Origin of the sequence: Cupriavidus sp. MP-37 (genome assembly GCF_020618415.1) — a bacterium.
Taxonomy (GTDB): domain Bacteria; phylum Pseudomonadota; class Gammaproteobacteria; order Burkholderiales; family Burkholderiaceae; genus Cupriavidus.
In genome coordinates, this window is the sequence record NZ_CP085344.1 from 860,204 (window position 1) to 874,086 (window position 13,883).

Sequence of the window (13,883 nt, forward strand, 5' to 3'; positions counted from 1 at the left end):
GACCGCCATGCGCTGCGGCGCTCCGGCGCGCGCACGCTACGCTTGCTGGTGTTGCCCCCGAGGATGGGGCATATTGTACCGAATCGCAAAGGTGCCCCAAGCAAAAGGCTTATTGTGAAATAGTTTTTCACTATATAAAATGCTGGGTTCCAAAGGAAGAGAAGGGCGGACGCGTGGAGCCGGTCCGCCGATCGTCCCCCGCCTTGTCAATGACGGCTCCACCGATTGGAAGATGCGCCGATGACCAGCCCACAGTCCCCGTCCCAAGACGATCTGAAACAGCAGCAGCGCGAGGCGCTGCGCAAAGCGGCGCTCGAGTATCACGAGTTTCCCACCCCCGGCAAGATCTCGGTCACGCCGACCAAGCCGCTGTCGAACCAGCGCGACCTGGCTCTGGCCTATTCGCCGGGCGTGGCCGCGGCATGTGAAGAAATCGTTTCCGATCCGGCCAACTCGTTCCGCTACACCGCGCGCGGCAACCTGGTCGCGGTGATCACCAACGGCACCGCCGTGCTGGGGCTGGGCGACATCGGCGCCGCGGCCTCCAAGCCGGTGATGGAAGGCAAGGGCGGGCTGTTCAAGAAATTTGCCGGTATCGACGTGTTCGATATCGAAATCGACGAGAAGGACCCGGAAAAGCTGGTCCAGATCATCGCCGCGCTGGAGCCCACCTTCGGCGGCATCAACCTGGAAGACATCAAGGCACCGGAGTGCTTCTACGTCGAGCGCAAGCTGCGCGAGAAGATGAAGATCCCCGTCTTCCACGACGACCAGCACGGCACCGCCATCGTGGTGGCCGCGGCCATCATCAACGGCCTGAAAGTGGTCGGCAAGGACATCCGCCAGGTCAAGCTGGTCGCCTCGGGCGCCGGCGCCGCCGCGCTGGCCTGCCTGGACCTGCTGGTCGACATCGGCCTGCCGATCGAGAACATCTGGGTGACCGACCTCGCCGGCGTGGTCTATGAGGGCCGTACCGAGCTGATGGACCCCGAAAAGGCCCGCTTCTCGCAAAAGACCGACAAGCGCAAGCTGGGCGAAGTGATCGACGGCGCCGACATCTTCCTGGGCCTGTCCGCGGCGGGCGTGCTGAAGCAGGACATGGTCCAGCGCATGGCCGACAAGCCGCTGGTGCTGGCGCTGGCCAACCCGAATCCGGAAATCTCGCCGGAACTGGTCAAGGAAGTGCGTCCGGACGCGGTGATGGCCACCGGCCGTACCGACTACCCGAACCAGGTCAACAACGTCCTGTGCTTCCCGTTCATCTTCCGCGGGGCGCTGGACTGCGGCGCCACCACCATCACGCGCGAGATGGAAATCGCCGCGGCCAATGCGCTGGCCGAACTGGCGCGCCAGGAGCAGAGCGATATCGTCGCCACCGCCTACGGCATCCAGGACCTGTCGTTCGGTCCCGAATACCTGATTCCGAAGCCGTTCGACCCGCGCCTGATCGTCAAGGTGGCGCCGGCGGTGGCCGAAGCCGCGATGAAGTCCGGCGTGGCCGCGCGCCCGATCGAGGACATGGACGCGTACCGCCTGCAGCTGCAGCAGTTCGTGTACCACTCCGGCACGGTGATGAAGCCGATCTACGCCGCCGCGCGCAAGGTCGAGATGGAGAAGAAGCGCATCGTCTTCGCCGAGGGCGAGGAAGAGCGCGTGCTGCGCGCGGTGCAGGTGATCGTCGATGAAAAGCTGGCCAACCCGATCCTGATCGGCCGCCCGGCGGTGCTGCAGCACCGCATCGAGCGCTTCGGCCTGCGCCTGCGCGCCGGCGTGGACTTCACCGTGGTCAACCCGGAACACGACGAGCGCTTCCGCGACTATTCGGACGCCTACTACCGCATGATGGCCCGCCAGGGCATCACGCCGCAGTACGCCAAGCTGGAAATGCGCCGCCGCACCACGCTGATCGGCGCGATGTTGGTGCACAAGGGCGAGGCCGACGGCATGATCTGCGGCACCGTCAGCAACACCGCGGCGCACCTGCGCTATATCGACCAGGTGCTGGGCGGCACCAACAAGGTCTATGCGGCGATGAACGGACTGGTGCTGCCGGGCCGCCAGATCTTCCTGGTCGACACCCATGTCAACGTCGACCCGAGCGCCGAGGAACTGGCGGCGATCACGCTGATGGCCGCCGAGGAGCTGAAGCGCTTCGGCATCGAACCCAAGGTCGGCCTGCTGTCGCACTCGAACTTCGGCTCGTCCGAGGCGCCGTCGGCGCGCAAGATGCGCGAGACCCTCGCCATCCTGCGCGAGCAGGCCCCGGAACTGGAGATCGACGGCGAGATGCACGGCGACTGCGCACTCGACCAGAAGCTGCGCGACCAGCTGGTGCCGGACGGCACGCTCAAGGGCGAAGCCAACCTGCTGGTGTGCCCGAACATCGATGCGGCCAACATCTCGTACAACCTGCTCAAGGTTGCCGCGGGCAACAATGTCGCGATCGGGCCGATCCTGCTGGGCGTGAAGGCGCCGGTGCACATCCTGACGCCGTCGGCAACGGTGCGCCGCATCGTCAACATGACGTCGCTGGTGGTGGTCGACGCCGCCGCCAAGCGCTAACTCAATTCCGCTGGCCCTGGCCGGGCCAATGTGACGGAAAGCCGGGTTCGCCCGGCTTTTTTTGTCCCTGCGCAAGGGTGGTTAGTATGCGCACACATACGCTTAACATATTGAAACAATTGAGGAAATCGCGCTGCAACAGAGCCGGGATTGATTAATTGCGTGCATGCGCGTAACCTTACGCCTTTGATACAGGCGCTCGCCATGAGCGCCCCGGTGCGGCCGGCATTCCTCGCGCGACGCTTCACGCAGCGCAGAGGGGCAGGCCAGGGTGGCCCGGACAGATCGTCTACCCAACCAGCGGCAGGCTCGATTTCCGGTTCAACCAAGACAAGCAACGTGGGTTTCCAAGTTTCTCCGATGCGGCACGCAACGCGCATGCTGGCCCGGTCCCTGACCGGCGCGGCGCTGGTGCTGGCCCTGGCGCAGCCGACGCTGGCGCGCCAGGCGCAGACCGAAGGGCTGGGAACCATTGCAGTGCAGCAGTTGCCCAACGAAGCGCGGCAGACCCTGGAGCGCATCGAAGCCGGCGGCCCGTTCCCGTATGACAAGGACGGCTCGAGATTCGGCAATTACGAACGCATCCTGCCGCTAAAAGAACGCGGTTATTACCGCGAATACACGGTCAAGAGCGCCAGGAGCCGGAACCGGGGAGCCAAGCGGATCGTCTGCGGCGGGGAACAGCGCGCTGCCAACGATTGTTACTACACGGAAGACCACTACAACAGCTTCAAACGGATACTCAAATGATGACTGACATTTTCGGACTGGGCGACGCCCTTGCCGCCCGCGAAGAGCGCGGCGCCGGAGATGGCTGGCAGCGGGCTCAGCAGCAGGCCCAGAACCTATACGACAACGTGCTGATGATGCCGAGCCACGAGCTCATGCAAAAACTCCCGCCCGCGACCGTGCCCGTGGCCATGCCCACCGGTCCCGGTTGGAACGACGGCACCAGCGAGGGGGCCATGAACCTGTTCAAGACGGTGCGTCCGAACATCGTCCAGTCGATCCGCGCCTTCCGCGTGCCGGAACTGGCCCAGGCGGCGGCCGATCTCGGCCAGCATTTCCTCTATGCCAATTGCGCGCATTGCGCGAGCAAGGCGGAGATCCTGGAAACCATCGCCACCTCGTTCACCTTCCCCAAGCATTTCGGCAAGAATTTCGACGCGCTGGCCGACTGCCTGACCGACATGATCTACAAGGCCGGCCCGCAGCCGGGTTTCGTGATCGTGCTGGAAGGCTTGCCGATTGCGCAGAAGTTCGACAAGGAAGCGCGCGAAGTGCTGCTCGACGTGTTCCGCGACGCCGCCGAGTTCTGGGGCGAGCGCAAGGTGCAGTTCCGCGTGTTCTATTCGTTCGCCTGATTGGTTCTGTGTGCAGTCTCATGTAAAAAGCCCGCAATTGCGGGCTTTTTGCTTATTGTTGCCAACAAGCGTTGAATCCCGCTTGTTTGCTCCCTCTCCCGCCTGCGGGAGAGGGTTGGGGTGAGGGCAGGCGCGGGCCGAAGCCATCGTGCTGGAAAAAACCGTTTGCTTTGCCAAGGTCGGCTTTGGGAAAAAACCGCTGGCCCCGCTTCATGTGGTTCCTAGCTAGACCACCCCTCACCCCGACCCTTATATGAACACCGCCCCGGTTGCAAGGTTTTGGAACCAGCTTGACGTCGCAGGATGGGGCTGCTGCCTTATATCCGGCCTGGAGCGAGTACTTGTTCTCGCGGGCCACAATGGAAGCTGCTGAGAACCGTCCTCAATCTCTCGCCACGGGCTTGTAAGCCGCTTGGGTTGGGGCAGGTTTGGGTTCCCACGGTCCTACCTGTTTCGTCATTGCTGTTTCTTGCCTGTGCAGCCGTGAAGGTTAATCAAGCGCTGGTTAAGGGAAGGTGATGCCCCCCGGCTCAGGCCGGGCGCAAGCTCACATGTCCGGGATCGTATTGGCGCCCATGGGCCATTAATGCCCAGGCTGTCCGGGCGATCTTGTTGGCCAGCGCCACGACCACCACGTTCTTGGGGCGCCGCTGCAGCATGGACAGTGCCCAGGCCGGCGGATGTTTGGTGCGCGTGAGCATCGTGCGTCCGGCGTTGACCAACTGTCGTCGCACGTAAGCGTCGCCGCGCTTGCTGATGTGACCGAGCCGTACGTTGCCGCCCGTGCCGGTCTGCGCGGGAACCAGTCCCAGGCTTGCAGCGAAGGCTCTGCCTGAGCGGAAGGCCTGGGCACAGCCCATGGTCGCGACCAAGGCGGTGGCGGTAATGGGGCCGACGCCGGGAATCTTCTCCACGATCTGCGCGGCCGGATCAGACCTCAGCCATTCCTGGAGGTCACGCTCAACCAGTTGGATCTGTTCGTCGAGTTCGCGCAGCGCACAGACCTGCCGCTCCAGCGCGCGCATCAACAAGGGCGGTACGACCTGAGCGACCTCAGCCCAGCGCTGGCGCAGCTCGGCCCGGAAGGCCAGCCGCCCCGTGCGGAAGTGCAGGCCATATTCGCCCAGCAGCCCGCGCATCTGGTTGCTCTGCCGGGTGCGCGTCTTGACCAGCCCGTCCCGTATACGATGCAACGAGAGCACAGCCTGCTGCGCTTCGGTCTTGACCGACACGACCGGCATGTCGGGTTGCCGGGCTGCAGTCCAGATGGCTCGGGCGTCCGCCGCGTCGTTCTTGTTCGTACGCACGAAGGCGCGTACGTAACCCGGGTTGAGCAACACCACTTCGTGGCCAAGGCTCTGGATCTTGCGCGCCCACCAGTGGGCACCGCCACAGGCCTCCAGTGCGATCTGCCCAGGCTGGCAATTGGACAGGAATTCGATGAGCGCGGTGCGGCTGAATCGCCGGTTCTGGGGCTTCCCCGTAATGGGGTCTATCCAGTACATCTGGAACACTGTCTTTGCAATGTCCAGCCCATATGTCATAGCATTCATTTGGGCTCTCCTCGACCTTGAGTGTTGGATCGAACTTTCACTCTGGCACATCGATGCCGTCGGTCAAGCGAGAGCCCCTTTGTTTTCTAGGCCGCGGCCTGGCTTGGCGGTGGATGGGCGGTGTTCATTCCATCTCTCCCCATGAGGGGAGAGGGGGAACACCCTTGGGCTAGTTCGGGCGGCTTGGGAGCACCCAACACCGTCGGCCCCTTCTATGCCTACTCCTGCGCCGGCACATGGCCATGCGGCGTGAGCCGGTCGATCAGCTCCGGCAGGCCTTCGCTCAACTGCGCCGCGACGTCGTCCTGCGACATGCCGGTGCTCTGCGCCAGCGACTGCAGCGCGCCGGTGTCGTTCAGCGCATCGCTCAGCGCCGACGGCGTGACCGGCTGGTTGGCGCCGCTGCCGATCCACGAATTGACCTGTTCACCGAGCCCGGCCTGCGCCAGGATCTGCTGCAGCGCGCCGATACCGCCGGCGGCCGCGCCCAGTGCCTGGCTGTTGGCTGGCGCGCCGCCCTGGCCGCCCAGCAGGCCGCCGAGCAGCGAGCCCAGGTCGAGTCCGCCGGTAGCCCCGCCCGGCGCGGCGCCGGCACCGCCGCCAAGCATGCCGCCCAGCAGCCCGCCGAGGCTGCCCAGCCCGCCCAGGCCATCATCGGACGCGGCCGCACCGCCGGCGGCATCGCCGCCTTGCGCGCGGCTGCGCATGGCCAGCGTTGCCAGCAGGCCGAGCGCAATCATCAGCTTGGGGTCGAGCCCGCCGGCCTGGCCGGCCTGGCCGTCCTCACCGCGCGCGCCGCCGAGCTGGCCGAGCACACCGCCCAGCACGCTATCGAGTAGTCCCATGGTCGACTCCTTTCAGTCAGGGTTGCAAGGTGACGCAGGGCCGGGCCGGCCCCGTCGTCAGAATCCGCCCAGCAAGGCGTTCAGGGTTGCCAGGCACGCAAGCCCGGCGGTTTCGGTGCGCAGGATGCGCGGGCCGAGCGACACGCCGGTGAAACCCGCCCGCAGCGCGGCCTGTTCTTCGTCGGGGGCCAGGCCGCCTTCCGGGCCGATCAGCAAGGTGACGCCATCGGCGAGCAGCGCCTGGCGCCGTTCTGCCGCCAGCGCCGGCAGCGATTGCGCGGCACGCGGCGACACCAGCAGCCTGGTGCCGCCGTTGCCGCCGTCGCCGACGTTACTGGCCTGCGCGACGCGCGCCAGCCACGTATCCAAGTTAGTGACCTCCGCCACCGCCGGCAAACGATTTCGGCCGCATTGCTCGCAGGCGGCCTGGACCAGCGCCTGCCAGTGCGCGTGGCGCTTCTGCGCGCGCTCGCCGGACAGGCGCACCACCGAGCGGCTGGCCTGCAGCGGCTGGATTGCCGCGACGCCCAGTTCGACGGCCTTCTCGATCAGCCAGTCCATCTTGTCTCCGCCCGCCAGGCCCTGTGCCAGCGTGACGCGGAAGGGCGGCTCGGCCTCGGCGGCGTCATGTGCGCCGATGCGCGCCAGCGCGTGGCGCTTGCCCAGTTCGACCAGCGTCGCGGCATGGCTGCCGCCGCGGCCGTCGAACAGGGTGATGGCGTCGCCGGGCGCCAGGCGCAGCACCTGCGCGTGGCGCACCACCGCCTCGGGCAGCGGGAAGTCCGACTCGGCGGCCAGCACGGTGTCTGCGCCGCCGACAAAAAATCGTGGTGCCATCAGCTTGCCTGGCCTGCCTGGTTGGCCTGGGCCAGCGGCTTGCCGAAGCCCCAGCGGTAGCCGTCGGGATCCTCGACCATGCAATAGCGGTCGCCCCAGAACTGGTCGGCCGGCGCCATCAGGCTGACCGCGCCGGCGTCAACCGCGCGCTGGTGCATGGCATCGACATCGTCGCAATAGACATAGAAGGTTTGCGGGCATTCCACGCCCAGCGAGCGCGGCGTGCGCGCGGTGCTGCCCCAGGCGCCCTCGGGCGCGAACATCACCACCAGCTGGCCCCGGTAGTGCATCTCGGCGTGGGTCGGGACGCCGTTCTCGTCGACCACGTTGCCGGGGGTAAAGCCGAAGGCGCGGCCGTAGAAGTCCAGCGCGGCGCGCCCGTTGGCGACGGTCAGGTAGGGGGTGAGCCAGGGGGTGTTGGCCGGTCTGGTCATGATCGTCTCCTGGTTGCGGGAAACCCGGCGCGGCTGTGGGCCGCGCGGTGCGAGAGTGCATCTTACGCGTGCCACGCTACGCTGTCGAAGTGCCGTGCCACGGTTCGGGCATGGCGCCGGTGAAGCATCAGGCATGCCGGCACCCCCGATAGTTCCGCTTGCCGGCATGCGGCGGCGCGGGCGGCCTGCGATGATCGCCCGGCCTCCGCCGGCGGGGCGTCCGGGAGTCCGGAAACCCCCCTGGCTTCTGCTAAAATTGCGGTTTTCCTGCCGCCAAGGCTCACGCCGAATCCGCCCGCATGTCCGCCCTTGCCCATCCCGCCACAAGTCCTTTTGCTTCCCAGCCCGCCAAGCTGATGGCCGACGCCATCCGCGTGCTTGCCATGGACGCCGTCCAGCAGGCCAATTCCGGCCACCCCGGTGCGCCGATGGGCATGGCAGACATCGCCGTGGCGCTGTGGGGCCGGCACCTGAAGCACAACCCGGGCAATCCGCAGTGGGCCGACCGCGACCGCTTCGTGCTGTCCAACGGCCACGGCTCGATGCTGATCTACGCGCTGCTGCACCTGACCGGTTACGACCTGCCGATCGAAGAGCTGAAGAACTTCCGCCAGCTGCACAGCAAGACCGCCGGCCACCCGGAATACGGCATCACCCCGGGGGTGGAAACCACCACCGGCCCGCTTGGCCAGGGCATCACCAACGCGGTCGGCATGGCGCTGGCCGAGCGCCTGCTGGGCGAGGAATTCAACCGCCCGGGCTACGACATCGTCGACCACTACACCTACGTGTTCCTGGGCGACGGTTGCCTGATGGAAGGCATCTCGCACGAAGCCTGCTCGCTGGCCGGCACGCTGAAGCTGAACAAGCTGATTGCGCTGTGGGATGACAACGGCATCTCGATCGACGGCGACGTGGTGCACTGGTTCAACGACGACACCCCGAAGCGCTTCGAAGCCTACGGCTGGAACGTGATCCGCGGCATCGACGGCCACGACGTGGTCGCGGTCGACAACGCCATTGCGCAGGCCAAGGCCAGCGACAAGCCCACCCTGATCTGCTGCCGCACCAAGATCGGCAAGGGCGCGCCCAACAAGGAAGGCGGCCACGACGTGCACGGCGCCCCGCTGGGCGGCGCCGAAGTGCTGGCCACGCGCGAGGCGCTGGGCTGGGCCCATGCCCCGTTCGAGGTGCCGGCCGAAGTCTATGACGCCTGGGATGCCAAGGCCAACGGCCAGGCGCTGGAGCGCGCGTGGAATGCGCTGTTCGAATCGTATGCCGAGCGCCACCCGTACGAAGCCGGCGAGTTTACCCGCCGCATGAAGGGCGAACTGCCCGGTTCCTTCGACGCCGCGGTCGAAGCCTTTATCGCCAAGTGCGAGGAAAAGGCCGAGACCATCGCCACCCGCAAGGCCAGCCAGAACACCATCGAGGCCTTCGGCCCGGTGCTGCCCGAGTTCCTCGGCGGTTCGGCCGACCTGACCGGCTCCAACCTGACCAACTGGTCGGGCAGCAAGGCCGTGCGCGTCGATGCCTGGGGCAACCACATCAACTACGGCGTGCGCGAGTTCGGCATGAGCGCGATCATGAACGGCATCGCGCTGCATGGCGGCTACATCCCCTACGGCGCGACCTTCCTGACGTTCTCGGACTACAGCCGCAATGCGCTGCGCATGGCGGCGCTGATGAAGATCCGCTCGCTGTTCGTGTTCACCCATGACTCGATCGGCCTGGGCGAAGACGGCCCGACGCACCAGTCGATCGAGCACGTCGCCAGCCTGCGCCTGATCCCCAACCTGGACGTCTGGCGTACCGCCGACACCACCGAGACCGCCGTGGCCTGGGCCGAGGCGATCCGCCGCGAGAACGGCCCGAGCTGCCTGATCTTCAGCCGCCAGAACCTGCCGTTCCAGCAGCGCGATGACGCCACCCGCGCCAATATCGCGCGCGGCGGCTACGTGCTGCGCGACAGCGTCAATGCCAGGACTGGCCGCCCGGACGCCGTGATCCTGGCCACTGGCTCCGAAGTTGGCCTGGCCGTCGGCGCCGCCGATGCGCTGGCCGCCGAAGGCGTGCACGTGCGCGTGGTGTCGATTCCGGCGACCACCGTGTTCGACAAGCAGGACACCGCCTACAAGGCCAGCGTGCTGCCCGCGGGCGTGCCGCGCGTGGCGGTCGAGGCGGGCGTGACGGACTTCTGGTGGAAGTACCAGGTCCAAGCGGTAGTGGGCATCGACACCTTCGGTGAATCGGCCCCGGCCGGCGTGCTGTTCAAGCACTTCGGCTTTACCGTCGAGAACGTGGTCCGTACGGTGAAGGACACCCTTATCTAAGCATCCGGGCGCTCGGGCCGCGCGGTGCGCCGCGCGGCAGACGCGGCGCCCACCGGTTTCAATCGATCCTCAGGAGAGACAGTCATGACCATCAAGATCGGCATCAACGGCTTCGGCCGCATCGGGCGCATGGTGTTCCGCGCCGCCGCCGCCAACTTCAAGGACATCGAAGTCGTTGCCATCAACGACCTGCTCGAGCCCGACTACCTGGCCTACATGCTGAAGTACGACTCGGTGCACGGCCGCTTTGACGGCGAAGTGTCGGTCGACGGCAACACCCTGGTCGTCAACGGCAAGAAGATCCGCCTGACCGCGGTCAAGGATCCGGCCGAGCTGAAGTGGGGCGAAGTCGGCGCCGACGTGGTGATCGAATCGACCGGCATCTTCCTGACCAAGGAAGGCGCGCAGAAGCACATCGACGCGGGCGCCAAGAAGGTGATCATGTCGGCTCCGTCCAAGGACGACACCCCGATGTTCGTGTACGGCGTCAACCACGACACGTACAAGGGCGAGGCGATCATCTCCAACGCCAGCTGCACCACCAACTGCCTGGCCCCGGTGGCCAAGGTGCTGAACGACAAGTGGGGCATCAAGCGCGGCCTGATGACGACCGTGCACGCTGCCACCGCCACGCAGAAGACCGTCGACGGCCCGTCCAACAAGGACTGGCGCGGCGGCCGCGGCATCCTGGAAAACATCATCCCGTCGTCGACCGGCGCCGCCAAGGCCGTGGGCGTGGTGATCCCGCAGCTGAACAAGAAGCTGACCGGCATGTCGTTCCGCGTGCCGACCTCGGACGTGTCGGTGGTCGACCTGACCGTCGAGCTGGAAAAGTCCGCTTCGTACGAAGAGATCTGCGCCGAGATGAAGGCCCAGAGCGAGGGCGCGCTGAAGGGCGTGCTGGGCTACACCGAAGACAAGGTCGTTGCCACCGACTTCCGCGGCGATGCCCGCACCTCGATCTTCGACGCCGAAGCCGGCATTGCGCTGGACGGCACCTTCATCAAGGTCGTGAGCTGGTACGACAACGAGTGGGGCTACTCGAACAAGTGCCTGGAAATGGCACGCGTGGTGGCCAAGTAATCCCGCGCCTGCCGCGCTCGGGAAAACGCGCCTGCGGGCGCGTTTTTCTTTTTTCAGGCAGGATGCTGGTCTGCTGCCGCTGCTGAAATAGTTGCGTCAGAAAAGAATGATAAAAATGGAACCCTAAGGTTCGCGGATAGCGACGGCGAAGTGCTGGTTGAGGCGCCGCCAATGTACGCATCTACGATCAATTGCGGCAAAATCGCGCAATTTTTCGGAGTTATGTCGGGGGCGGCCCTTTCAGAAATGCCGAATTTGCTTTCCGAGCTTGATTTTTCCTCTTACACTATTAAGACGCTGTTGAAATCTGATGTGCAGCCAGTGCAAGTGGTGGGGCCATCTTAGCTGTGAAAAATCTGACCGGGGGCCTGATCATGGTGAACGTAGACACAAAGCTTCTAGTGATCTTCACCGAGCTGCTGAGCAAGCGTAATGCCACCTACGTGGCTGAGAAGATGCACATGACCGCGCCGGCGGTCTCGCATTCGCTGGGCAGGCTGCGCGAAATCTTTGACGATCCACTCTTTATCCGCGTCCCGCACGGGCTGACGCCGACGCCGCGCGCGCTCGAACTGGGCCCGAAGATCCGCGACATGCTGGACCTGTGGTCGTCCATCAACGAGGGCGACGCGGATAACTTCGATCCCGCCACCGCCACCGGCACGCTGAGCATCGGCTTTGCCGCGGAACTGGGGGATACGGTGTTCAACCGTTTCGTGCTGCGCATCAAGGCGCTGGCGCCGGAGCTGCATATCAAGCTGGTCGAGTCCCATTCGTGGGAAACCGATGTGGCATCGATGCGCGCCAATGAGCTCGACCTGGCATTCTCGCCGTTCCCGACCCGCCATCCGGAAATCGTCGAGGAAATGGTGACGTCGCTGAACCTGTGGGTGTGCGCGCGCAAGGATCATCCGGTGCTGAAGGGCCACTGCACGCTCGAGCAATACCTGGACTGCGGCCATATCTTCATGGCGCATTCCGGCGGCTCCGGCCGCCCGGCGCCTTCGCTGATCCCGCTCGACTACGCGCTGCAGCAGCGCGGCCTGAAGCGCAACGCATCGCTGACGGTACATTCGTGGCGGGCCAGGCCGAACTGGCATCGCAGACGGACATGATCTTCACGGTCAATGCGCTGACCAAGGACATGGCCTGCGAAACCTACGGCCTGAAGGCCTTCCCGCTGCCGGCGGAGCTGAACACCACGCTCGGCCTGAACATGTTCTGGCACCGCAGCCGCAACACCCACCCGATGCTGGTGTGGGCGCGCGGCCTGTTCCGCCAGGTGGTGGGCGAGTTCGTCGGCCTGCCGCCGGCGCGCCCGGCACGGGCGGTGACCGAGCAGGACCTGCAGGACCTGCAGGCACGCTGACCCGCGGCAGCAAGCCTCCAACAAAAAACCGGCGCCTGGCGCCGGTTTTTTGTTGCCCGTCTGCGCTCCGGCAACGGAGCGAGCGGCTTATCGTTTGGGTCTGTGGGGACAGTTGGTCTTGGTGCAGTTGCCGTACAGCGACAACGCGTGTTCCTGCAGGGTAAAGCCGCGCTCGCGCGCAATGCTTTGCTGGCGCTGCTCGATCTCGGAATCGAAGAATTCCTCGACCCGGCCGCAATCCAGGCACACCAGGTGGTCGTGGTGCTTGCCTTCGTTGAGTTCGAAGATCGCCTTGCCGGACTCGAAGTTGTTGCGCGACAGCAGGCCGGCCTGCTCGAACTGGGTCAGCACGCGGTAGACGGTGGCCAGGCCGATATCCATATGCTCGTTGAGCAGGATACGGTAGACGTCTTCCGCGCTCAGGTGACGCTGCTCGCTGGTCTGAAAAATTTCAAGAATCTTCAGCCTGGGCACGGTCGCCTTCAGGCCAATATTCTTGAGGTCCGCCGGACTCGGCATGTGGGTGACTCCCTAGAGTACAATGTCTCGATAGTTGAATCATAAGGGTTTTGGCAGCAAAAGTCGCTCGTGCCGACGATGTCCCAAGGTCGGCATCGCGTGCCCGGCAAGGTTGCCGCCCGATGTGGTCGCGGCGGCAGATGCCATTCGCTCGTGTGTTGCAATCGGCGCATTTTGCGCCGTTTTCATGCCTGCGCAGCGTCCTCTGCCGCGTTACTTTTCTTTCCCTCCGGAAACGAGATCCATGCGTTCTATCCGTTCGTCCGCCATGCGTCCGACGCTGGTTGTCTCCCTGCTGGCCGCGGCCCTGCTGGCCGGCGCCTGCTCGGCCTACGATTCCACTTCGCGCAAGGTAGCCAACGCCATCACGCCGTACCGGATCAACATCGTGCAGGGCAACTTTGTCTCGCGCGAAGCCGCCTCGCAGTTGCGCGAGGGCATGACCCGCGACCAGGTCAAGTTCCTGCTCGGCACGCCGCTGCTGACCGACGTGTTCCATGCCAACCGCTGGGATTATGTGTTTTCGTTCCGCCGCGGCAATACCTCCGTGGTGCAGCAGCGCCGCTACACGGTGTTCTTCGACGGCGACCGGCTGGTCAAGTTTGGCGGCGATGAACTGCCGTCCGAGTATGAGCTGATTGCCGAAATCGACGGCATGAAGAAGGCGCTCAAGGAGCAGACGCCGGGCAAGATCTCGACCAGCGCAGCCGCGGCGCCGGCCGAGCCGCAAACCACGGTCGAGAACTTTGTGCCGCGGCAGGCCCAGCAGCCTGAAACGGCCGGTGCGGCTGCACAATCGGCCCAGCCGGCCCAGCCGGCAGCCGAACCGGCGGCCCCGGCCCAGGCCACCGCGCCCGCCGACACGGCCAAGCCCGCCGCCAACTGATCATCGCGCGCGCCGGCCGCGGCGCGCTGCCGGTATCCCGGGCCGGCCAGGCATGGCCGGCTCGTTTCTCTTTCGCGCACCGCGCATATTCCGCAGAG

General features: G+C 65.5%; 11 protein-coding genes and 1 pseudogene. 7 read left to right on the forward strand and 5 right to left on the reverse strand.

The features are described from left to right. Positions 1 to 240 precede the first annotated feature (240 nt). From LIN44_RS04090 to LIN44_RS04100, 3 genes are all read left to right on the forward strand, one after another. Positions 241 to 2,562 (forward strand): NADP-dependent malic enzyme, encoded by a 2,322-nt coding sequence (locus LIN44_RS04090; protein ID WP_227313618.1) that lies wholly within the window; start codon positions 241 to 243, stop codon positions 2,560 to 2,562. A 378-nt stretch (positions 2,563 to 2,940) separates the two neighbouring features. Then, entirely contained in the window at positions 2,941 to 3,312 is a 372-nt protein-coding gene (locus tag LIN44_RS04095; protein ID WP_062801716.1) for a ribonuclease domain-containing protein, read from the forward strand. Further along, a complete protein-coding gene (locus tag LIN44_RS04100) occupies positions 3,309 to 3,926 on the forward strand; it encodes a barstar family protein (protein WP_227313619.1) in 618 nt (205 codons plus the stop codon). Before LIN44_RS04095 ends, LIN44_RS04100 begins: the two co-directional genes overlap by 4 nt. A gap of 530 nt (positions 3,927 to 4,456) precedes the next feature. Here LIN44_RS04100 and LIN44_RS04105 read toward each other — a convergent pair. From LIN44_RS04105 to LIN44_RS04120, 4 genes are all read right to left on the reverse strand, one after another. Further along, entirely contained in the window at positions 4,457 to 5,479 is a 1,023-nt protein-coding gene (locus tag LIN44_RS04105) for an IS110 family transposase (protein WP_227312327.1), read from the reverse strand. A 218-nt stretch (positions 5,480 to 5,697) separates the two neighbouring features. Beyond that, a complete protein-coding gene (locus LIN44_RS04110; protein ID WP_227313620.1) occupies positions 5,698 to 6,324 on the reverse strand; it encodes a YidB family protein in 627 nt (208 codons plus the stop codon). Positions 6,325 to 6,381: 57 nt separating this feature from the next. Further along, on the reverse strand, positions 6,382 to 7,161 hold the full coding sequence (locus LIN44_RS04115) for a 16S rRNA (uracil(1498)-N(3))-methyltransferase (protein ID WP_227313621.1): 780 nt from the start codon (positions 7,159 to 7,161) through the stop codon (positions 6,382 to 6,384). Next, the gene (locus tag LIN44_RS04120; RefSeq protein ID WP_227313622.1) at positions 7,161 to 7,595 is read right to left on the reverse strand and encodes a glyoxalase/bleomycin resistance/extradiol dioxygenase family protein; all 435 of its coding nucleotides are present in this window, start codon (positions 7,593 to 7,595) and stop codon (positions 7,161 to 7,163) included. The genes LIN44_RS04115 and LIN44_RS04120 overlap by 1 nt, the downstream gene beginning before the upstream one ends. Before the next feature lie 299 nt (positions 7,596 to 7,894). Between LIN44_RS04120 and tkt the strand changes: the two genes are divergently transcribed. From tkt to LIN44_RS04135, 3 genes and pseudogenes are all read left to right on the forward strand, one after another. After that, positions 7,895 to 9,928, forward strand: a complete 2,034-nt coding sequence (tkt, locus tag LIN44_RS04125) for a transketolase (protein ID WP_227313623.1) — start codon at positions 7,895 to 7,897, stop codon at positions 9,926 to 9,928. A gap of 84 nt (positions 9,929 to 10,012) precedes the next feature. After that, the gene (gap, locus tag LIN44_RS04130) at positions 10,013 to 11,011 is read left to right on the forward strand and encodes a type I glyceraldehyde-3-phosphate dehydrogenase (RefSeq protein WP_092306404.1); all 999 of its coding nucleotides are present in this window, start codon (positions 10,013 to 10,015) and stop codon (positions 11,009 to 11,011) included. 374 nt (positions 11,012 to 11,385) lie between these two features. After that, positions 11,386 to 12,380 (forward strand): annotated as a pseudogene (locus LIN44_RS04135) (LysR family transcriptional regulator). A gap of 87 nt (positions 12,381 to 12,467) precedes the next feature. On the opposite strand, the gene fur reads toward LIN44_RS04135, so the two are convergent. Beyond that, complete coding sequence (gene fur, locus LIN44_RS04140; protein ID WP_012353845.1) at positions 12,468 to 12,899, reverse strand: ferric iron uptake transcriptional regulator; 432 nt, start codon at positions 12,897 to 12,899, stop codon at positions 12,468 to 12,470. A gap of 244 nt (positions 12,900 to 13,143) precedes the next feature. On the opposite strand from fur, the gene LIN44_RS04145 reads away from it, so the two are divergent. Next, complete coding sequence (locus LIN44_RS04145; RefSeq protein WP_227313624.1) at positions 13,144 to 13,785, forward strand: outer membrane protein assembly factor BamE; 642 nt, start codon at positions 13,144 to 13,146, stop codon at positions 13,783 to 13,785. The last annotated feature ends 98 nt before the right edge of the window (positions 13,786 to 13,883 follow it).